The sequence below is a fragment of the Streptomyces sp. MNU76 genome (assembly GCF_020982545.1).
In the GTDB taxonomy this organism is placed as follows: Bacteria; Actinomycetota; Actinomycetes; order Streptomycetales; family Streptomycetaceae; genus Streptomyces.
Genome location: NZ_JAJKLK010000010.1, coordinates 37,471 through 55,652, shown reverse-complemented (window position 1 = coordinate 55,652; position 18,182 = coordinate 37,471). Strand labels below are relative to the sequence as shown.

Here is an 18,182-nt window from a genome sequence, read left to right as displayed (position 1 = left end):
CGCGCGACGCCCGACACACGGTCCTCAGGCGGCGTCGGGCGTCAGCCGGAACACCACGCCGCGGCGCAGCGGTCCCTCCGGCATCGAGGGGTCGTCGAAGTCGTCGCTCGGGTTCCGGGTCATGCCGAGGCGGCGCATCACGGCCTGGGAGCGGAGGTTGGCGGCGGTGGTCACCGCGAGGATCTCCGGGAGCCGGAGCTGCTCGAAGCCGAAGTCCAGGACCGCCCGCGCGGCCTCGGTGGCGTAGCCGTGGCCCCACGCCGCACGCGCGAGTCGCCAGCCGGCCTCCACCCCGGAGAACGGTATGTCCTCGTCCACCGGATCCAGTCCGGTGAAACCGATGAACCGCCCCGTGGCCCGTACCTCCACGGCCCACCACCCCAGCCCCGCTTACCGAGGTCGTCCTGGAAGCGGGCGGCGGACGCCTCGCTCTGCTCCTTCGTGAGGACGCCCGGAAAGTACGCGCGCACCTCCGGGTCGGCGTTCATGGCCGCCCAGGGGGCCAGGTCGGACTCCCGCCAGTGGCGCAGGAGGAGGCGTTCGGTTCGCAGGTCGGGCATCGGGCGACAGTAGCGCGATCACGGGGCGGGGCGGTCGCAATTTCCGGGCCACGATCGCCGTCTGCCTCCGGTGGACACACGGTTGTTCACAGCCCTCCGCTTGCCCCCAGGTCGACGCGTACCGCCCGTAGATGGTCGGTCAGGGGGCCGAGGCCCACGTCCTGGCGGCGTTCGTCGACGGACTCGGGGTGGCGGATGGGGTACGGGAACAGGGTGCCGGGGTCGATGCGGGTGCCGTAGAACTGGGGCTGGTTCAGGGCGACGGCGCAGTGGTCGGCGATGTACGCGTGGTGCACCGCGGGACAGCGGCCGTCCGCGACCGCCTCGGCGATCAGGTCGCGGCACGTGAGCTGGAAGCCGAGGTCGGGGGAGTGCAGCAGGAGCATGAGGGCCGCCGTCGAGGCGGGTTCGCCGACCGACTCGGCGGTGGGCCACCCGTGACGGGCGACGAGCGCGCGCAGGGCCTCGCCGTTGTCGGTGTGGCACGCGGCGATGCGGTCCCGGGCCCGAGCGGTGGGCACGGACCGGGCCTCCCGGGCCAGCCGCCGCTCGTCCTCGGCCCGGCGGATCAACTCGGCGGCGAGCACCCGCTCGCGGGGCGGACCGGCGCCGGTCGCCGGTCGCGACGTGGGTTCCATGGCCGGGGCGCCCTTCACACCGGCTCCCGCACCGCGAGCGAGAACCACACCCTCTTGCCCGCGTCCCCCGGCTCCGGCGGCTCGGTGCCCCAGTCGTCGGCCAGCGCGGACACGATGGACAGCCCCCGCCCGGCCTCGGCGGACGCGGGTGCCGTGCGAGGCCGGGGCGGCATGGGCGAGGGGTCGGCGAGGGTGACGCGCAGTTCGCGCCCGGAGCACTCGAGGACCACGGCGATGGTGTCGCCGGGATCGGCGCTCCCGTGCCGGACCGCGTTGGCGAAGAGTTCTCCGGTGGCGAGGACCGCGTCGTCGAGGATCGCGAACAGCTCCCAGCGGGCCAGCTGCGCCGCCACCGTGCGCCGTACTCCGGCGGCACGCGAGGGGTGCGCGGGTACCGCCATCCGGACGAGGCGGGACCTCTCCAGGGAGATCAAGGCAGCCTCACCGCGCCCGGGGGTCGCCCCACCCCGCCGGACGGGGCGTCGTGGACGCCCCACCCGGGGTCGTGCGCTGCCGCGGCAGGGATCCGTCGGCGGGACGTGCCGACACTGACCGCCGTCATCGCGTTCCTCCACATCCTCGAAGGTGATTTCCCGGGGGTGTTGTTTCTGGGGGTGCTGTTGTCGAAGACAACAGCACCGGGCACACAAAACGCCAGGTGGTGGAGGGGTTGTGCAGTTGCGGGCGGGTAGTGGCGCCCGCTGGACAGGTTCACCACCGGCGTCGTAAGCCTCCTGCTCGCCGAGGGCGCCCACGTGGCGACCTGTGCGCGCCCGACGGCCGGACTGACGGCGCTGGGTGACTCCCCGGCCGGGGAGCAGCGGGTCCGGCTGACCACCGAGGCGCTCGACGTCACCGAGTCCGGACGGCTGGAGGACTTCGTCACGACGGCGGCGAAGGGTCTCGGCGTCCTCGAGGGCACCGCGAAGCGGCACGGCGGGGGCGGCTCCGACGGAACGGACGGTGCCGACGACCTCGGCGGCATGGACGGTGCCGACTGGGCGGCCACCTGGGAACTGAACGTCGGACACACCGCACGTGTCGTCCGCGCCGTGCTGCCGCACCTGCGTGCCGCCGACGGCGGCTCGGTCGTGCTGATCGGCTCCGTCCCGGGCTGGAAGCCCGGGACGCCCGCCCAGTACGGGGTGGCGAAGAGCGCCCTGGTCCACCTGGCGGCATCCCTGGCCCGGGAGTTGGGCCCGGACCGTATCAGCGTCGACGTCGTCTCGCCCGGGTCCATGCTGATCCCGGGCCGCGGCTGGGACCGGATGCGCCGGGAGGAGCCACGGGCGTACGAGGCGTTCGTCGGGAGGGAGCTGCCGACCGGTGCGCCCGTCACCCCGCGCGAGGTGGCCCGCACGGTGGTGTTCCTGCTCTCCGACCGGGCGACGGGTGTCTCCGGCGCCCACCTGCCGGTGGACCGGGCCCAGAACGCGCCCTCGCCGGACGGCTACTGAGGCGGGCGTCCGCGACGCGCCCATCTCAGGCGGCCGCCCCCAGCACCGCCCGCGACCGGCGTTCGAAGTCCTGGACGAGCGGCTCGTCGCGGCGGGACGCCAGGCGGCCCCGGAAGTCGCGGAGCGCCTGGATGGAGCGCTCGCTGTGCACACCGCTGAGCGCCTCGAGCGCGTCCGTGGCCGTGGCGACGGCCTCGTCGAGACGGTTCTGCTGGAGATGGGCTGTGGCGAGCACGGAACGGCTGATGGCCTGGCGTCGGCGACGGTCGGCGTGGGCGCGCACCGACGCGCTCGCCGTGTGCTCGGCCTGCGCGGCCAGGCCCAGGTCGCGGAAGCAGAGCGCGGACTCGGCCTGGAGGTAGTGGTGGTCGAGGAACCGCACCCAGGGCGACTCCTCGGCGGCACCCCGGCTCGCGTCGAGCTGCTTCTCGGCGGCCCGCAGCGCCTCGGCGGTCTCCCGGGGCCGGCCCAGTGCCGCGTGGCCGCGCGCGGACATGGCGTGCAGCCGCATCAGACCCAGGGGACTTCCGGAGTCCTTGGCGGTGGCGACCCCGGCCCGGGCCAGGGCCACCCCCTCGTCGGGGCGGCCCAGACTGGTCGCCAGATGGGACAGCCCCGCCAGGATCTGCCCGCCCAGCACATGGTCGCGGCCCTCCGCGCAGAGCCTGAGCCCCTGGGTCATGTACCGCTGGGCCAGGCCGTACTCCCCGGCGTCGTACGAGCTCCAGCCCGCCATGGCGGCCAGCCGGGCGGCGGCCGCGAACAGCTCACGGCGGTGGTGCGGGGTCACACCGCGTTGCTGGAGCAGGGGGATCACCTCGGTGGTGAGGTACTGCACGATGCTCGTGCGGATCCCGCCGCCACCGTACTGGTTGTCCATCTCGTCGAACATGCGGAGCATCGCGTGGACCTGCTCCACCGGCCCGCCACCGGACACCGGCGCGAGCCGGGGCGCGTCCCGGCTCTCCACCAGCCAGAGCAGCCAGGCTCGCTGAGGGTTCGTCAGGGCACCCGGCACGAACGGCACCGCACCGAGCAGACTGCGCCGCGCGATGTCGGTGGAGCCCAGCTCCGCCAGGGTGTGCAGGGTCTCCGCCACGTTCTCGACATACATCAGTGCCCGTCCCGTCACCGGTCGCCCGCGGTCGAGCGGAAAACCGAGGTCGGCCGGAGTGAGCGCGCGGCCCAGCCGTTCGCCGAGGACCGCGGCGATCAACTCCGGTGTGTTTCCACGTGGTTGCTGGCCCTGGAGCCAGCGGGTGACGGAGGCCTTGTCGTAGTTGGTCTCCGCGCCCTGACAGCGGCCCAGTTCGTTGACCCGGAGGGCGAGGGACGCGTACGAGCAGCCCGCCTCCTTCAGGGCTGTCGCCAGCGGCTTGTTGGGCCCACCGGTCCCCTTGACCGGGCTCCTTGGTAATCCGTTCGTCACGGCGGCCATCCAGGTGTCGCATCGTGTCGGCGCGCGGCTTGACCCCTGCCCGCCGTGGCGCCAACTCCGGGGCGGGCAGGAGGAGTTCGAGGGACCTTGCGCAGCGTGTGCGGCAGGTCACTCGATCACTATGGTGGCCGAACGACTCAGCCCGCAACCTGCGTTCTGATAATTTCAGAATGAACCGTGCGGACCTGTCCGTGTCAACGGATCGCGTGGCACACTGCACGCTGTGAATCCCGCCCCGGGAGGTTGCACGTGAGTGAGACCCGCTCAGGAGGGAGTGCTCCTGCGGCGCCCACGGTCCTGCGCATGGTCCTGGGCAAACGGCTCCGCCAGCTGCGGGAGCGCGCCGGAGTGTCCTTCGACGACGCGGCCCGCGCCATCGAGGTCACCGCCCTGACGGTCCGCCGTATGGAGAAGGCCGAGGTCGGCCTCCGCATCCCCTACGTGAAGGAGCTGCTGCGCACCTACGGGGTCTCCGGCACGGAGATCGAGGACTTCCTCTCCCTCGCCCGCGAGGCCAACCAGCCCGGCTGGTGGCACAAGTACCGCGACGTGCTGCCCGAGTGGTTCAGCGCGTACGTGAGCCTGGAGAGCGAAGCCGCCGTCATCCGCCTCTACGAACCCCAGTACGTCCCCGGCCTGTTGCAGACCCACGACTACGCGGCCGCCCTCATCCAGGTCGGCTTCCCCAACGCGAGCCCCGAGGAGGTCGAACGGCACGTCGCCCTGCGCCTCAGGCGCCAGGACCTGCTGGTCAAACCCGAGGCGCCGGCCGTCTGGGCCATCCTCGACGAGACCGTGCTGCGCCGCCCGGTGGGCGGACCGCAGGTGATGCGGGAGCAGATCGACCGGCTCGTCGAGGCCACGGAACGGCCCAAGGTCAAGATCCAGATCATGCGGTTCGCGGCCGGGCCGCACCCCGGGGCGTACGGCCCCTTCCACTACTTCCGGTTCGGCTTCTCCGAACTCCCCGACATCGTCTACACCGAGGGTCTCGCGGGCGCCCAGTACGTCGACCAGCCCGTGGATGTCGTGACCTATCTGGAGGTCCTCGACCGGATGTCCGTGCAGGCGGAACCGGTGGCGCGGACCAGGGACATCCTGGCGGCACTACGCAAGGAGTTGTGACACATGGCAAGGACACCCGACGGCCCCGTCCACAGCGGTATGCCCGCGCCCGAACTCGGCGCGGAGGGCTGGCGCAAGCCCTGGAGCGGTACGAACGGCGGTTCCTGTGTGGAGGCCAAGCGGCTGCCCGACGGCCGGGTCGCGTTCCGGCAGTCCACCGATCCGGAGGGGCCGGCCCTCGTCTACTCGCGGGAGGAGATGGTGGCGTTCCTGGAGGGGGCGAAGGCGGGTCAGGCCGACTTCCTCATCGCCTGAGAGCTCGGGGGTTTCGGCTCCGTCGGCGAGTGCGGGTCGGTGGGGCTTCTCGCGCAGTTCCCCGCGCCCCTGAAAGCCGGGGCCGCGCCCCGTGCTTTCACTACGCCCGCACAACCGGACAACCCGCACGCGCACTCCCGGTACCTTCCCGCCCCGCCCAGACTGGGGGCACCTCCCGGCCGTGCACGGGTCCGGGAGGGCGACGACCGCCGCGCACCACCCGAAGGGAGCGGCATGCGCACGCCGCCTCGTGCCCCGGGCCGCTCCCGAGGGGTGGGGACGACCCCACCGTCCGCCCTGCCCGCGCTGGCCCCGTACCGGACCCTGATCGTCGAGGGACACGAAGGGCGCGGCCGGGCTCGTGTGGTCGCCGAGCTGGCGCGCCTCGGGTTCGAGGTCCGGCGGCTGCCGTCCGCCCTGCACCACCTGGACCCCGCCCTGCCCTGCCGCGAACTCCTCGCCGGCCCCGGACGGCTGGCCGTCGACGGCAACCTGATCGCGGAACTCGTCCACGGCCCGCTGCGCCGGGGCCGCTCCCGGGTCACCTGGATACAGGCCCTGGACCTCGCCGACGCCGTGGCCGAGCGCGACGGGGCCATGCTCCACCTGACCACGCCCGAGGTCTCGGAGGCGGCCACCGCGTACGCCCGGGTGTTCCGCACCCTCGCCCAGCACGTACCCGTGGTGACCCTCGATGTCGGCGAACCCGGCGGCCCGTCCGGGCACTCGCCGCTCGCTCGCCCCAACTCTGGCGTGAAGCAGTGCAGTTGACGATAGGTTGGCGACGACCACGCGATGTGAGGCAGGAGAGTCCCATGGCAGAAGGCCACCCCACTCCCGACCAGGAAGCGCTGTCGAAGATCGACACCACGGTGCCCCACTCGGCCCGTATCTGGAACTACTGGATGGGCGGCAAGGACAACTACGAGGTCGACCGTGAGGCGGGTGACGCCTACCGGGAGATCGCCCCGAACATCGAGACGATGGCCCGCGCCTCCCGCGTCTACCTCATCCGCACGGTCACCTTCGTGGCGCGCGAGCGTGGCATCCGCCAGTTCCTGGACATCGGCACCGGCCTTCCGACGTACGACAACACCCATCAGGTCGCCCAGAAGGTGGCCCCCGAGTCCCGCATCGTCTACGTCGACAACGACCCGCTCGTACTGCGGCACGCGCAGGCACTGCTCACCAGCACCCCCGAAGGGGTCACCGACTACGTCGACGCGGACCTGCACGACCCGGACACCATCCTGGAGGCCGCCGGGAAGATCCTCGACCTCGACAAGCCGGTGGCGCTGATGCTGATGGGCATCCTCGGCCACATCCAGGACTACGAGGAGGCCAAGGAGATCGTCCGCCGCCTCCAGGCCGCCCTGCCGTCCGGCAGCTACTTCGTCCACTACGACAGCACGGACACCGACGCCGAACTCAAGCGCGCGCAGGAGGGCTACGACGACACCGGCGCCGTCCCCTACGTCCTGCGCAGCCCCCGGCAGCTGCACGCCTACTACGAGGGCCTGGAACTGCTGGAACCCGGGATCGTCTCCTGCCCGCTGTGGCGCCCGGAACCGGGCACCACCCCGGAGCCGACGGACGTGTACGGGGGAGTGGCCTACAAGGCGTAGCACCACGGGCTCGGCGCGGAGGACTCGGGTGCTGCATGCGGCCCGGGGGCCCGGTCCGGGGCCCGCGAGGGAGTCGGCCAGGACGGCCGTGTACTCGCGGGCACTTCGGGTAGGCCCCCCGCATGACCGGACCCGCCGACATCGACCGGCAGGTTCTCGACGCCGTGGAGAACCTGGTGCCGCTCTGGTTCTCGGCAGTGGAGGAGGTCACCCCGCGACTGTCCCCGAGACATATCCTGGCGCTCCGCGCGGTGCGCGGGCGTCCCGAGCTGAACCTGACCGGGCTCGCGGAGCGGCTCGGCGTCGGTCTGCCCACGGCCAGCCGGCTCTGCGACCGCCTAGAAGCGGCCCACCTGCTCCAGCGCTGCGTCCGGCTCGACGACCGGCGCGAGGTGCGCCTGGTGGTGACCGAACGCGGGCAGCGGTTCCTCGCGGAGATCTCCGAACGCCTGTCGGAGCGGCTCGGCGACGCCCTGGCGGCGTTGCCGCCGACGGAACGCGTCCGGGTGGAGCAGATGCTGCGTGCCCTGGGGGGAAGCGTCAGTTGAGCTGTGCCGTGACCCGCCCGGCGGCACTGTGCACATGGCAGAGCAGCAGGCAGACGTCGTCCTCGTGCTCCTCGTCCAGCAAGGGGGCGAGGAGCTGGTCGGCCGACTCCTGAAGGTTCTCGTCCAGCGTCGTGGACGGCAGCCCGCCGAGCGTAGCCGCGAGCTGTTCGATGCCCGGGTCGATGCCCAGGGCACGCCGTTCCACCAGCCCGTCCGTGTAGAGCGCCAGCGTCGAGCCGGGCGGCAGCGGCACGGTGTGGTCGGCGATCTCCTGGTGCAGGGGGATGCCGAGCATCGCGCCCGGCTTGGCGTCCAGGATCCGCACACCCCCGTCGGGCGAGCGCAGCACCGGCGGCGGATGGCCGGCGGCGGCCCAGGTGAGCGTGGGTTCGTGCGGGTGGAACCGGGCGATGACGGCCGTGGCGTACAGGTCGGGCTGGAGATGGTGCAGGAACAGATGGAGACGGGTGAGCAGCTGCCCGGGGCTCTTGCCGTCGACCGCGTAGGCGCGCAGCGCCGTCCGCAGCTGGCTCATCATCACCGCCGCATGCAGACCGTGTCCGGTGACGTCACCGATCACGGTGATCAGGCTGCCGTCGGGCTGCTGGAAGGCGTCGTACCAGTCACCGCCGATGTTCAGGCCCCGCGTGGCCGGTAGATAGCGCGCGGCCAGCCGCAGCCCCGGCGTGGTGGGCAGTTCGGTGAGCAGGGCCCGTTGCAGGGTCTCGGCGATGTCGCGGTTGTGCTCGAAGCGCCGGGCGTTCTCCAGCGCGACCCCCGCCCGCCGGGCCAGCTCGATCAGCATGAAGGCGTCGTCGGCGTCCCACCGCTGATCATCGGGCGGCGACAGCGTCAGCACGCCCAGGGGCGCGCCCCGGGCCATCAGGGGTACGCACAGCAGCGGCCGGGCGGGGTCGATCGCCGAGGGCGGCTGGTCGTCGACACCGGGCAGCTCGCCGGGATGGTCGGCGGCGTACTGGGGGCGCCCGCGGCGTGCCGCGATGACGGCGGCGGCCGGACGTGGACGGGCGCCGGCCGTCTCGCCCTCCCCGTCGAACAGCCACACGTCGGCGCTGCGGGCGTACCGGGGCACCAGCAGCGACGGCAGCAGCCGCACGATCGCGTCGGGGTTGAGGGACGCGGTCAGGGCGGCGCTGGCGTCGGCGAGGAGGGTGAGTCGGCCGCGCGCGTTCTCGGCCTCCCTGCGGGCCATCTGCTCGGCGTCGAACAGCTCGCGCTGCGCCCGCCCGGCCGCGTCCAGCTCGGCGTGCAGGGCGAGGACACCCTGGTTGGTCTGGTGCAGTTCCTCGCGGTGGAAGGCGACCAGCGCCTCCTTCTCGTCGAGCTTCTCCAGCAGCAGTGCCGCGTCCTCGTCGGCTCCGAACAGCGCCTCCGCGAGCGTCGTCGGGTCACCGGGCACATGCTCGCTCTCCGGCAGCCGCACCTCCTGCGAGCAGGCCACCGTCAGCCGCCACGGCTGCCGGTACTCGCCCGGTCGCCGGTTCGCCGACGTCACCTCGACCAGGAACCGACAGCCGGCGGGCCGCGCCGTGACCGCCCGCGCCGTCAGCTGCCACGCGCCGCCCTTGGTCAGGCACTGCCGCAGCTGCGCCGAGAGCACGGACACCAGCCGAGCCCGGTCGGTCGGCGACACCCCGTGCGCGGTGGCCAGCCGTGCGGTGGCGATACGCGCCCGGGCGGCGTCGGTGACGGAACGGACGGTCCAGGTACGGGTCATGGGAGGCGGTCCGGCGGGGAGGGGCTCAGTACGGCGACGGTGGTGTCGTCGCGGACCGGCCGGGCGGGGCTGCTCGCGTCGCGCACGATCACGGCGGCGATCACAGCGGGGTCGAGGGAGGGGCTGTGGGCGGCGGGGCCCGGGCTCCAGCGGCTGGGCAGACCGTCGCTGTGCAGGACGAGCAGACGGTCGTCCCCCCAGGCCACCTCGTGCTGCGGAAGATGGGCGGCCCGGTGGGCGCCGACTATGCCGGGCCGGGACAGCAGCGGCTGCCACTGCGCTCCGGCGCGCAGCCGCGCCCCGATGTTGCCGATCCCCGCGAACAGCAACCGACCTGCGGAGAGGTCGAGTTGGGCGACGGCGACGGCCGCGCCCCGGGTGTCGCGCAGCGCGCCCTCCAGCCGCCGCAGCAACTGTGCGGGAGGCAGCTCGGGGGCGCGGTACAGCTGCTGCACCGCCGCCGAGGACGCGCGGGCCGCCGCCACGCCGTGACCCAGCCCGTCGGCCAGCATCAGCGTGGTCAGGTCGCCGGATCGGACCCAGGCCCAGGCGTCGCCGGAGAACTCAGCGCCGGCGAAGGGGACGTTGACACCGCCGGCCCGGACGGCGGGGGCGGGGGAGGCCGGCTTCGCCCGGCGACCCTTCCGGGCGCCGAGCCGGGCCAGGGCGATGGTGCCCCGGCCCACCGTGCTGTGCAGGTCGAAGTCGTCGGCGACCCGGCGGCACGTGCCGAGACCCGCGCCGAGCGACGACGTCGTCGAGAACCCGTCCCGCAGCGCGCCCGCGATGTCTCGCACCCCCGGCCCGTGGTCGATGGCCACGATCTGCACCATGGGGGCCGCGCCGTCCGCCCGGTCGGGGTCGGGGCGGGAGACGACGTCCAGCAGTATCAGCCCGCCCCCGGCGTGCTTGAGCAGATTGGTCGCCAGTTCGGTGGCCACCAGAGCGCAGCCCGCGGCGCGGCCCTCGTCCAGCCCGGCCCGCGCCGCGGCCGCCTCGGCGGCCACCCGGGCGTCGCGCACCCGGGTCGAGTCGTGCACCGGGACCTCCCAGACGCGCGGCATCACCGCTCCTCGCGCGGGCGCGGCGCACCCGCCGGCCAGGACGTCACCGTCACCGTGGTGCCCGAGCCGGGCCGGCTGTCGATCGCGAAGTCGTGGACCAGCCGCCGGGCGCCGCCCAGCCCCATCCCCAGACCCTCGCCGGAGGTGTAGCCGTCGAGGAGGGCCTGGTCGAGGTCGGCGATGCCCGGCCCCTCGTCCCTGAACGTCAGCCGCAGCCCTCGTGCGCCGCCCTTGTCCACGGGAGCGCACTCCATCTGGCCCCCGCCGCCGTGGACCAGGGTGTTGCGGGCCAGCTCGCTGGCCGCGGTGACCAGTTTGGTCTGGTCGACCAGACCGAAGCCGAGCTGGGCGGCCGCCTGCCGCACATGCTGACGTACCCACACCAGATCGAGATCCGAGTGGATCGGCAGGCAGGCGGAGATGCCGCCGGCGGTCTGCATCACGGACTCTCCTGGCGGGCGTGGACTCGGTGGCTGAAGGTCGGGTCCGCTTCGCCGAGGAGGCGCAGCGCGTCCTCGGTGGTGAGCGCGGTGCGCAGCCCCGGCAGGGTCAGTCCCAGCTCCACCAGGGTGATCGCCACGGCCGGACGCATGCCGGCCACGACCGTCCCGGCGGCGAGCAGACTCGTCTGGGCGGCGATGTCGCCCAGCACCCTGCCGAGGAAGGAGTCGACCATCTCCACACCGGACAGGTCGATCACCACCCCCGTGGCACCGCTGCGCGCGACCGTGTCGCTGATGTCCTGCTGGAGCTGCTCCGCCGCGCCGTCGTGCAGATCGCCCTGGAGTGAGACCAGGAGCACCTTGCCGAGTTTGAGCACGGGCACGGGCGCCCCGTACGAGGACGGGCCGCCGTGGGCGGCGAACAGATCGCCACTCACCTGTGCCCCGAACCGGCGCCGTCGCGGGAGACGATGTCCGTGCCCAACTGCCGGAGCGCGTAGGCGAGGGCGTCCGCGAGGCTCGTGCGGGTCAGCACCGAGCTGAGGTCGATGCCCAGGTGGACGATGGTCTGCGCGATGGGCGGCCGGATGCCGGAGACGATGCACTCGGCCCCCATCAGCCGGGCCGCCGCCACGGTCTTCATCAGGTGCTGGGCCACCAGCGAGTCCACGGTCGGCACCCCGGTGATGTCCAGGATGGCGAACCGTGCGTGCTGCTCGACGATGGAGTCGAGGAGCCGCTCCATCACCACCTGGCTGCGCGCGCTGTCCAGCGTGCCGATCAGGGGGACGGCGACGATGCCCTCCCACAGCTTGATGACCGGCGTGGCGACCTCCATCAGCTGCAGCCGCTGCCGGTGGATCAGTTCCTCGCCCTCGCTGAGCGCGGTCTCCAGCACCACCAGGCGCAGGGTGCCCATCAGTACGGTCAGGGTGGTGGTGCACTCCCGCAGGTGCGCCGCCGGCGCGGCGCCGAACTCGGTCAGCAGCAGATCTGTCACGGGCGGCCGCAGCGCGTCCACCTCGGCGGAGATCTGGGTGACCGTGGAACCGGCCCGCGCCCGGGAGGCGGCCGTCCGGGCCAGCTGTTCACGGACGACCTGGAAGCCGCCGGACTCCGCGTCCTCCACGCTGTCCGTCGCGGCCACGGCGGCGAGGGCGTCCACGACGGCCCGGCCCGCCTCCACCGCCTCGTCCCGGGAGTGGGTGAAGACGGTGCGGAACAGCGCGGCGTCGGCCCAGCGCTGGGCGATCTGTTCCTGGCGGCCGCGCAGGAACCGCGCCACCTCCTGCGTGGGCGTCAACTGCTGGCCTGCCGTGTCCTGTTCCGGCACGGGTGTCTCCTCACGTGCTGTAGCGCCTCCCCGCTCCGGGGAACGACTGCTGGGCTGGTTCATCGGTCGGGCCGGTCGGCACCCCCTCGGCCGAACCAGTCGAGACAGACCACGAGGGCGTCGTCGTCCGCCACGGGTGTGCCGCGGTGACCGGAGAGTTCCCTGAGCACCGCGCCGGGGACGTCGGCGGCGGGCAGCAGCCGGGTGGCGTTGATCGCCCGGGCCAGCGCCCGGTCTCCGTACGCCTCCCCGCCGGGTGTGGCGACGGAGTAGACCCCGTCGCTGACGAAGACCAGCCGGTCGCCCGGTTCGAGCCGCAACTGCTGTGCGGTGTACTCGGTCTCCTCGAACATCCCCAGCGGCAGCTGCGCCTCCAGTTCGACCGCGCTGACGCTCCGGTCGCGCAGCAGCAGCATCCGGGGCGAGCCCGCGTCGACGATCTCCAGTTCTCCGGTGGCGAGGCTCAGGTCCAGCAGGAGCACCGACAGGTGCTGGGCCCCGCCGTACTGGGCGTGCACGGCCTGGTCGGCGAGGGCCGCCTGGTCGGCGATGGGGACGCCGGCCCGGCGGGCGTTGCGCAGCGCGTTGATCCCCAGCTGGGTCAGCAGGGAGGCCTCGATGCCCTCGCCCATGCCGTTGGTGATGTACAGCATCAGGTGGTCGGCATCGGCGGACCAGTCGAAGTTGTCGCCGAAGATGGCGTAGGCGGGCTCCAGTTGGCCGCCGAGCGCGTACTCGGGCCGGGTGGAGGAACGGCCCGGCAGCAGCTCCCACTGCATCTCCGCCGCCAGGGTCAGCCTGCTGGAGCGGCGTGCCCGGAGGTACACGTCGGTGTCCCGTTCCGCGACGACCAGCTCATGGCCCAGCACCTGGGCGAGATCGGTCAGTTCGGCGAGACTCTCCTCGGTGTGCGCGGCGGACGGCAGCGTCAGCCGCAGCACGCCCAGCCGGTCACCACGCACGGTGACCGGCAGGTGCACCCGCACCCGGTCGTCGCCGCGCTTCTCCACGTACGGCTCCTGCGCCCCGAACGCCCGGCCGGTCGGGCCGTCGTGCATGGGCAGGGGATCCGTCCGGTCCGGGCGGGCTGACGCGGGCCGGAGCGCGGTGAGCGAGTAGTCGGCCAGGTAGAGCTCGATGTCCCGCGCCGACCAGTCCTCGCCCAGTACGTCGCGGAGAGCGTCCACCAGGTGGTGCGGAGCAGCGGAGCGAAGCGCTCGTTCGGCCGCCACGAATCTGTTCACGATGTCGGATACGCCATTCTTTCCACAGCTGACAGTGTTCGAGATGCCTGGAAGAGTGGGTGCGTGACTTCCTCCTCCCATCCGCGGCCGGACGAGGTGGCGCGTGTGACCTCCGAGGCGGCAGAGCTGCTGGAGGTCGTGTGGGGACGCGCCTCGACGGCACCCGTGTCCGCCTCGCAGCTCCGCGTGCTGTTCATCCTGGAGCACAACGACGGCATCAACCTGCGGATGCTCGCCGAAGCCCTCGGCTCGACGCCGCCCTCCACCAGCCGGCTGTGCGACCGGCTGGAGGCGGTGGGCTTCGTCGAGCGGCACGCCAGTACCGCCAGCAGGCGCGAGCTGTGTCTGCGGCTGAGCCGGCGCGGGCGCTCGTACCTCGTGGACCTGCGCGCACGGCGCGAACGCGCCCTGCGGTCCGTGCTGGAGCAGATGCCGACCGCGAAGCGGACCGCTCTGGTGGAGGGGCTGGAGGCGTTCTGCGACGCCGCGGCGGCACAGATCCACGAGGGCGACGCCACCGACGCACGGAGCGCCTGACCGCCGCCGACCCGGTCCCGGTTCGACAGCCTCATCCCAACCCTTCCCACTCTCGGCCCTCGGCTCACTCTGTTGCCTTCCGGCCATAGTTGTCAAACGACAACCATTGGCCATGGGTGTGTGCCGCCGCGCCGACGGAGATGCCAAGCGGTGCTGCCCGTCGGCGCGTTGACGGGCAGCGGTTTCATTCCTGAGCCGGCGGCTCGTCCGGATGCGGGGCGACCTGTCCGGAGTCCACGGCGGCCAGCGCCTCGTCCACGCTGTCCACCGTGGACACGGTGAGGCTGACACCGGTGAGATCGAGTATGCGTCGCACCGCCGGAGCCGGGGCGATCACATACACCCCACCCGGGATTTGGCGCACCTCTTGATACGTGCGCAGAATGATGTTCATACCGGATGAGTCCATGAAGGGGACGGCCGACACGTCCAGCAGGAAGTGCCGTCGACCGTGCCGCAGTTGGTTCGCCAGATGATGCTGCAGCTCGGTCGCCGTGTCGATGTCCAGTTCCCCCTCGATGGTGAGCAGCACGGCGTCGTCGCGGGGCAGGTCGACCTTGATCGACAGGGGGTTGTGGGCAACGGACACGAGAACCTCCAAGGCGTGGACCGATCGGGACGGTTGCCCCGATTCACGGATTCGACGCATCGCCCGGCGATGCGCCCGTGCGCATACCCGCGAATCGTGCGGGTACACGGCCCCCGATCAGGCGACTCCGGGTTCCAGCAACCCCGCGCGCAGCCGCTTGATGATGCGGCTGATCAGCCGGGACACATGCATCTGCGACACCCCGAGCTGCTCGGCGATCTGTGACTGGGTCTGCTCCTCCACGAACCGCAGATGCAGGATCCGCCGCTCACGGTCGTCGAGTTCGGCGATCAGCGGCGCCAGCGAGTGGAAGTCCTCGACGAGCTGCAGGGAATGGTCCTCCTCGCCGATGAGGTCCCCCAGCACGGTGTCACTGTCCTCGCCGCCGTCGGAGGTGAGCGCCGCGTCGAGCGAGGAGGTGTTGTAGCCGTTGGACGCCTTGCGTGCCTCGATGACCTCCTCCTCGGACAGCGACATCAGCTCCGACAGCTCACGCGTCGTCGGCATCCGGCCCAGCCGGGACTGCAACTCGTCCGTCGCGCGGGCCAGCTCCACCCGCGCCTCCTGCAACCGCCGCGGCACATGCACCGCCCAGCTGGTGTCCCGGAAGAACCGCTTGATCTCGCCGACGATGTACGGCACGGCGAAGGTGGTGAACTCCACCTCCCGGGACAGCTCGAACCGGTCGATGGCCTTGATCAGCCCGATGGTCCCGACCTGGACGATGTCCTCCAGCGAGTCCTCGCGCCCACGGAAGCGCGAGGCCGCGTACCGCACGAGCGAGAGATTCATCTCGATGAGCGTGTTGCGTACGTATTGGTAGGTGTGCGTGCCCTCGTCCAACATGGCCAGGCGGTCGAAGAACTGCCGGGACATCTCCCGCGCGTCCTTCGGCCGTACCTGGGACGGGTCCTCGATCAGGGGCAGGTCGACCCCGTCCGTCATGACCCTCCCCCGTGCCGTGGCCGTAGTACCTGCCGTCACGGCTGCCATGCTGTCCACCCCTCTCGCCCGAAGCCTTGTTGCCATCCCACGCTTGCCCCGCGAAGCGCATCTCAGTCCCCCTCGTTCGGCAAAGGGACCGTGTCGCTCCCCACTCTGGCCAGAAGTCGCCGCCGACCCGAGTGGCACGCCTCACCGGGTCTGGCGATCCGTCACCAAGAATGCGTGGACCGTTGTTTGTCTGCCGGGTCGCGGGGCAATCGGAGTTCCACGCCTCCGTACGGGAGGCGCGCCGGCGGAAGCGGTGTTCCGCGCACGGGCCTCGGTCGCCCGCCACCGTTCCCCGCCGCGAAGTCCCTGAAAGCGTCGTTCAGGAGCGATTTCCCATGCTGGTCAATGTGTCCGCAAACGGCTCAGGCACCTCCGTTCGTCCCGGCACCCCCGACAGGAGGACGCACGACGACGCCCCCGACACCGCCACCGCGTTCGCCCGGCTCGCGACGATGGACGAGGGACCCGAACGCGACCACGTCCGGGACGAACTCGTCCGGGTCTGGCTGCCCATGGCCCACCGCATCGCCGGCCGTTTTCGCAACCGCGGCGAGTCGCTGGAGGACCTGCGCCAGGTCGCCGCGATGGGCCTGGTCAAGGCGGTCGACCGCTACGAGCCCGACCGGGGGGCGTTCGAGAGCTACGCCGTGCCCACCATCACCGGAGAGATCAAGCGGCACTTCCGCGACCGGATGTGGACGCTGCGCGTCCCCCGGCGGGTGCAGGACCTCCGCAACAAGGTGCGCGTGGCGCGGCGTGAACTCAGCCAGACCTCCGGCGGTGCCGCCGAGCCCTCCGTCGCCGACATCGCCGCCCTCGCCGGGCTCACCGAGGAAGACGTCCACGCCGGGATGGAGGCGCTCGACAGCTTCAGCGCGCTCTCCCTGGACGCCGAGATGGCCTCCGGCGACGACGGCTACAGCCTCGCCGACACCCTCGGCGCCCCCGACACGGCGTACGACACCGTCGTGGACCGCGAGTCGGTGAAGGAGGGGCTGCGCCGGCTGCCCGAACGCGAGCGGGCCATCCTCTACATGCGCTTCTTCGAGGACATGACCCAGAACCGCATCGCCGACCGTCTCGGCATCTCCCAGATGCACGTCTCCCGCCTCATCAGCCGCAGCTGCGCGCGCGTCCGCGAAGAGGCCCTCGGCCGCACCACGCCCACCGTCTGACAACCCCCAGGAGCGACACAGATGCTGATGCCCCACCCCGCGACCCTGCGCCGGCTCGTCGAGGAGTACGAGTCGGTCGTCGCCCACGAGGGCGAGCGAGGCGATCCGCAGAGCGCTCGCCGCGCGCAGGACCTGGCGTACATGTTGTGCGTGTCCACGGGCACCCGCGACGTCCGCCGGGCCCTGGACGCGGCACGCACGCAGCTCGCCGCCGCGCAGGCGACCGAGACCGCGGAGCTGTGCGGGACCGGGACGACACTCCCGGGAGATCTCGGCAGCCATGGTCCGGGCGGGAGCGGGTATGCGGCGCTTCATGAACAGTGATGGACCCAACTGTCCCGAGTCGTCGACCCCGTACCTGCCATGACATCGATGGAACGCCGCCCGCTCGTGCACCACGACCCCGCTCCCGCGGAAGCGGCAGGGCCCGACGGCCGGCCGCCGCGGCCGCCGATCGCGATCACCACCGCCGCGGCCGCCCGCCGTCACGTACGGGCGTTCGTGGGGGAGCGGTGGCGTTCCCCGGCGGGACCACCGACCGAGCAGTCGATGATCGATCTCATTCTCGTCGTCTCCGAGCTGGTCACCAACGCGGTCCGGCACGGCGGCGGGATCGCCGGGTTCGACGTCGCCCTCACGCCTGAGGGTGTGCGGCTCAGCGTCCGTGACTACAGCGCCGCCGTGCCCGTGGGTCTCCACGGGCCCGGCGTGCTGCCCCGCGCCCACGAGGGCAACGGCTACGGCTGGCCGCTGATCAACCGCCTCTCCAGCAGGGTCGACGTCGAGCGCCGCGCGTCCGGCGGCAAGACCATCAGCGTGCTGGTGCCGCTGACCTGAGGCCTCGCGCGACTTTCACCGGCCCGTCGCCGGGGCCGACCCCGAGGCCTTCACCACGGCAGGAAGACGTGGACGTCCTTGCCGTGGTCGTGCACCACCACGCTCACCTCCTCGCACAGCGTCTGGATCAGGTACCAGCCGATTCCGCCGCCGCCCTGGCTGGGGCTGAAGGGGCGCGGCGCGGGCGACGTCGTGCTCGTGTCCCCCAGCGTCACATGCACCCCGTCGAGGGTGCGCCGCATCGTCAGCTCGAACCGCCCGGGGGCGTACTGCACCGCGTTGGCGGCCAGTTCCGTGACCACCAGCAGGATGTCGTCCCAGTGCTCGACAGCGGCCGGCGGCGACGTGCGCGAGAGGACGCCCAGGAACCCCTCCGCGGCCGTACGCGCCCCCGTCACGTCGCCGAGTTCTCCGTCGAAGGCGGCGTGGCTGTCGTAAATCTCCTCGGCAGGCAGTTTGTCGTCCCTACGTGGCTCTGTTGTCATCTCGTCGTCCCCGGCTCGGCTGCTTGAGGCGGACGCGATGGCGCGTTCCCCTCCGACGCTCGTGTTTCCCGTGCGGAGAGCTGCTACGCGTGCGAAAG

22 protein-coding genes and 1 pseudogene are annotated in these 18,182 nt (G+C 72.2%); 10 read left to right on the top strand and 13 right to left on the bottom strand.

Annotated features, from left to right (window positions below):
- Nucleotides 1–24: 24 nt before the first annotated feature.
- From E4N62_RS24185 to E4N62_RS24175, 3 genes and pseudogenes are all read right to left on the bottom strand, one after another.
- Nucleotides 25–560, bottom strand: a pseudogene (locus tag E4N62_RS24185) (GNAT family N-acetyltransferase).
- Nucleotides 561–646: 86 nt separating this feature from the next.
- Entirely contained in the window at nucleotides 647–1,198 is a 552-nt protein-coding gene (locus E4N62_RS24180) for a DUF6624 domain-containing protein (protein ID WP_230217647.1), read from the bottom strand.
- A gap of 14 nt (nucleotides 1,199–1,212) precedes the next feature.
- A complete protein-coding gene (locus E4N62_RS24175; RefSeq protein WP_230217645.1) occupies nucleotides 1,213–1,599 on the bottom strand; it encodes an ATP-binding protein in 387 nt (128 codons plus the stop codon).
- Between the two features lie 300 nt (nucleotides 1,600–1,899).
- Here E4N62_RS24175 and E4N62_RS24170 point away from each other — a divergent pair, with 300 nt between their 5' ends.
- On the top strand, nucleotides 1,900–2,655 hold the full coding sequence (locus tag E4N62_RS24170; protein ID WP_268269799.1) for an SDR family NAD(P)-dependent oxidoreductase: 756 nt from the start codon (nucleotides 1,900–1,902) through the stop codon (nucleotides 2,653–2,655).
- A gap of 25 nt (nucleotides 2,656–2,680) precedes the next feature.
- Here E4N62_RS24170 and E4N62_RS24165 read toward each other — a convergent pair whose 3' ends face one another.
- The gene (locus E4N62_RS24165; RefSeq protein WP_230217640.1) at nucleotides 2,681–4,093 is read right to left on the bottom strand and encodes a hypothetical protein; all 1,413 of its coding nucleotides are present in this window, start codon (nucleotides 4,091–4,093) and stop codon (nucleotides 2,681–2,683) included.
- A 303-nt stretch (nucleotides 4,094–4,396) separates the two neighbouring features.
- Between E4N62_RS24165 and E4N62_RS24160 the strand changes: the two genes are divergently transcribed.
- The 5 genes from E4N62_RS24160 (at nucleotide 4,397) to E4N62_RS24140 (ending at nucleotide 7,646) form a co-directional block, all read left to right on the top strand.
- Nucleotides 4,397–5,218 (top strand): helix-turn-helix transcriptional regulator, encoded by an 822-nt coding sequence (locus E4N62_RS24160; RefSeq protein ID WP_230217837.1) that lies wholly within the window; start codon nucleotides 4,397–4,399, stop codon nucleotides 5,216–5,218.
- 3 nt (nucleotides 5,219–5,221) lie between these two features.
- The gene (locus E4N62_RS24155) at nucleotides 5,222–5,473 is read left to right on the top strand and encodes a DUF397 domain-containing protein (protein ID WP_230217638.1); all 252 of its coding nucleotides are present in this window, start codon (nucleotides 5,222–5,224) and stop codon (nucleotides 5,471–5,473) included.
- A gap of 234 nt (nucleotides 5,474–5,707) precedes the next feature.
- Nucleotides 5,708–6,244 carry a hypothetical protein gene (locus tag E4N62_RS24150; protein WP_230217636.1) on the top strand — a complete coding sequence of 179 codons (537 nt, stop codon included), beginning with the start codon at nucleotides 5,708–5,710 and terminating at the stop codon, nucleotides 6,242–6,244.
- A 44-nt stretch (nucleotides 6,245–6,288) separates the two neighbouring features.
- Nucleotides 6,289–7,098 (top strand): SAM-dependent methyltransferase, encoded by an 810-nt coding sequence (locus E4N62_RS24145; RefSeq protein ID WP_230217634.1) that lies wholly within the window; start codon nucleotides 6,289–6,291, stop codon nucleotides 7,096–7,098.
- A 122-nt stretch (nucleotides 7,099–7,220) separates the two neighbouring features.
- A complete protein-coding gene (locus tag E4N62_RS24140) occupies nucleotides 7,221–7,646 on the top strand; it encodes a MarR family winged helix-turn-helix transcriptional regulator (protein WP_230217632.1) in 426 nt (141 codons plus the stop codon).
- On the opposite strand, the gene E4N62_RS24135 is transcribed toward E4N62_RS24140, so the two are convergent.
- From E4N62_RS24135 to E4N62_RS24110, 6 genes are read right to left on the bottom strand one after another with little or no spacing between them, the layout of a single operon-like run.
- Nucleotides 7,639–9,384, bottom strand: coding sequence for a PP2C family protein-serine/threonine phosphatase (locus tag E4N62_RS24135; RefSeq protein WP_230217630.1), 1,746 nt, complete (start codon nucleotides 9,382–9,384; stop codon nucleotides 7,639–7,641). The two genes, E4N62_RS24140 and E4N62_RS24135, sit on opposite strands and share 8 nt — an antisense overlap.
- The gene (locus E4N62_RS24130) at nucleotides 9,381–10,448 is read right to left on the bottom strand and encodes an ATP-binding SpoIIE family protein phosphatase (RefSeq protein ID WP_230217628.1); all 1,068 of its coding nucleotides are present in this window, start codon (nucleotides 10,446–10,448) and stop codon (nucleotides 9,381–9,383) included. Before E4N62_RS24130 ends, E4N62_RS24135 begins: the two co-directional genes overlap by 4 nt.
- Nucleotides 10,448–10,888 (bottom strand): anti-sigma regulatory factor, encoded by a 441-nt coding sequence (locus tag E4N62_RS24125; protein ID WP_230217835.1) that lies wholly within the window; start codon nucleotides 10,886–10,888, stop codon nucleotides 10,448–10,450. Before E4N62_RS24125 ends, E4N62_RS24130 begins: the two co-directional genes overlap by 1 nt.
- Nucleotides 10,888–11,328 (bottom strand): STAS domain-containing protein, encoded by a 441-nt coding sequence (locus E4N62_RS24120; protein WP_230217626.1) that lies wholly within the window; start codon nucleotides 11,326–11,328, stop codon nucleotides 10,888–10,890. Before E4N62_RS24120 ends, E4N62_RS24125 begins: the two co-directional genes overlap by 1 nt.
- Nucleotides 11,325–12,224 (bottom strand): STAS domain-containing protein, encoded by a 900-nt coding sequence (locus tag E4N62_RS24115; protein ID WP_230217624.1) that lies wholly within the window; start codon nucleotides 12,222–12,224, stop codon nucleotides 11,325–11,327. Before E4N62_RS24115 ends, E4N62_RS24120 begins: the two co-directional genes overlap by 4 nt.
- Nucleotides 12,225–12,283: 59 nt before the next feature.
- Entirely contained in the window at nucleotides 12,284–13,468 is a 1,185-nt protein-coding gene (locus E4N62_RS24110; protein ID WP_230217622.1) for a PP2C family protein-serine/threonine phosphatase, read from the bottom strand.
- A 63-nt stretch (nucleotides 13,469–13,531) separates the two neighbouring features.
- Here E4N62_RS24110 and E4N62_RS24105 point away from each other — a divergent pair, with 63 nt between their 5' ends.
- Complete coding sequence (locus tag E4N62_RS24105) at nucleotides 13,532–14,005, top strand: MarR family transcriptional regulator (RefSeq protein WP_230217620.1); 474 nt, start codon at nucleotides 13,532–13,534, stop codon at nucleotides 14,003–14,005.
- A gap of 184 nt (nucleotides 14,006–14,189) precedes the next feature.
- Here E4N62_RS24105 and E4N62_RS24100 read toward each other — a convergent pair whose 3' ends face one another.
- A complete protein-coding gene (locus E4N62_RS24100; protein WP_230217617.1) occupies nucleotides 14,190–14,594 on the bottom strand; it encodes an STAS domain-containing protein in 405 nt (134 codons plus the stop codon).
- Nucleotides 14,595–14,711: 117 nt separating this feature from the next.
- Nucleotides 14,712–15,539 carry an RNA polymerase sigma factor SigF gene (locus E4N62_RS24095; RefSeq protein WP_215452373.1) on the bottom strand — a complete coding sequence of 276 codons (828 nt, stop codon included), beginning with the start codon at nucleotides 15,537–15,539 and terminating at the stop codon, nucleotides 14,712–14,714.
- Nucleotides 15,540–15,922: 383 nt separating this feature from the next.
- Between E4N62_RS24095 and E4N62_RS24090 the strand changes: the two genes are divergently transcribed.
- From E4N62_RS24090 to E4N62_RS24080, 3 genes are read left to right on the top strand one after another with little or no spacing between them, the layout of a single operon-like run.
- Nucleotides 15,923–16,762, top strand: coding sequence for a SigB/SigF/SigG family RNA polymerase sigma factor (locus E4N62_RS24090; protein ID WP_230217615.1), 840 nt, complete (start codon nucleotides 15,923–15,925; stop codon nucleotides 16,760–16,762).
- Between the two features lie 21 nt (nucleotides 16,763–16,783).
- Nucleotides 16,784–17,086: a DUF5133 domain-containing protein gene (locus E4N62_RS24085; protein ID WP_230217613.1), complete on the top strand. Its 303-nt coding sequence runs from the start codon at nucleotides 16,784–16,786 to the stop codon at nucleotides 17,084–17,086.
- A gap of 39 nt (nucleotides 17,087–17,125) precedes the next feature.
- Nucleotides 17,126–17,599 (top strand): ATP-binding protein, encoded by a 474-nt coding sequence (locus E4N62_RS24080; RefSeq protein ID WP_230217611.1) that lies wholly within the window; start codon nucleotides 17,126–17,128, stop codon nucleotides 17,597–17,599.
- A gap of 50 nt (nucleotides 17,600–17,649) precedes the next feature.
- Here the strand turns inward: E4N62_RS24080 and E4N62_RS24075 are convergent, their stop codons facing one another.
- Complete coding sequence (locus E4N62_RS24075) at nucleotides 17,650–18,084, bottom strand: ATP-binding protein (RefSeq protein ID WP_230217609.1); 435 nt, start codon at nucleotides 18,082–18,084, stop codon at nucleotides 17,650–17,652.
- Nucleotides 18,085–18,182: the final 98 nt, after the last annotated feature.

Coding starts and splice junctions, on each gene's coding strand:
- E4N62_RS24135 (WP_230217630.1), bottom strand. CDS start 9,384: ATGACCCGTACCTGGACCGTCCGTTCCGTCACCGACGCCGCCCGGGCG.
- E4N62_RS24080 (WP_230217611.1), top strand. CDS start 17,126: ATGACATCGATGGAACGCCGCCCGCTCGTGCACCACGACCCCGCTCCC.
- E4N62_RS24165 (WP_230217640.1), bottom strand. CDS start 4,093: ATGGCCGCCGTGACGAACGGATTACCAAGGAGCCCGGTCAAGGGGACC.
- E4N62_RS24075 (WP_230217609.1), bottom strand. CDS start 18,084: ATGACAACAGAGCCACGTAGGGACGACAAACTGCCTGCCGAGGAGATT.
- E4N62_RS24095 (WP_215452373.1), bottom strand. CDS start 15,539: ATGACGGACGGGGTCGACCTGCCCCTGATCGAGGACCCGTCCCAGGTA.
- E4N62_RS24125 (WP_230217835.1), bottom strand. CDS start 10,888: ATGCAGACCGCCGGCGGCATCTCCGCCTGCCTGCCGATCCACTCGGAT.
- E4N62_RS24085 (WP_230217613.1), top strand. CDS start 16,784: ATGCTGATGCCCCACCCCGCGACCCTGCGCCGGCTCGTCGAGGAGTAC.
- E4N62_RS24175 (WP_230217645.1), bottom strand. CDS start 1,599: ATGGCGGTACCCGCGCACCCCTCGCGTGCCGCCGGAGTACGGCGCACG.
- E4N62_RS24140 (WP_230217632.1), top strand. CDS start 7,221: ATGACCGGACCCGCCGACATCGACCGGCAGGTTCTCGACGCCGTGGAG.
- E4N62_RS24160 (WP_230217837.1), top strand. CDS start 4,397: ATGGTCCTGGGCAAACGGCTCCGCCAGCTGCGGGAGCGCGCCGGAGTG.
- E4N62_RS24090 (WP_230217615.1), top strand. CDS start 15,923: ATGCTGGTCAATGTGTCCGCAAACGGCTCAGGCACCTCCGTTCGTCCC.
- E4N62_RS24130 (WP_230217628.1), bottom strand. CDS start 10,448: ATGCCGCGCGTCTGGGAGGTCCCGGTGCACGACTCGACCCGGGTGCGC.
- E4N62_RS24145 (WP_230217634.1), top strand. CDS start 6,289: ATGGCAGAAGGCCACCCCACTCCCGACCAGGAAGCGCTGTCGAAGATC.
- E4N62_RS24180 (WP_230217647.1), bottom strand. CDS start 1,198: ATGGAACCCACGTCGCGACCGGCGACCGGCGCCGGTCCGCCCCGCGAG.
- E4N62_RS24150 (WP_230217636.1), top strand. CDS start 5,708: ATGCGCACGCCGCCTCGTGCCCCGGGCCGCTCCCGAGGGGTGGGGACG.
- E4N62_RS24155 (WP_230217638.1), top strand. CDS start 5,222: ATGGCAAGGACACCCGACGGCCCCGTCCACAGCGGTATGCCCGCGCCC.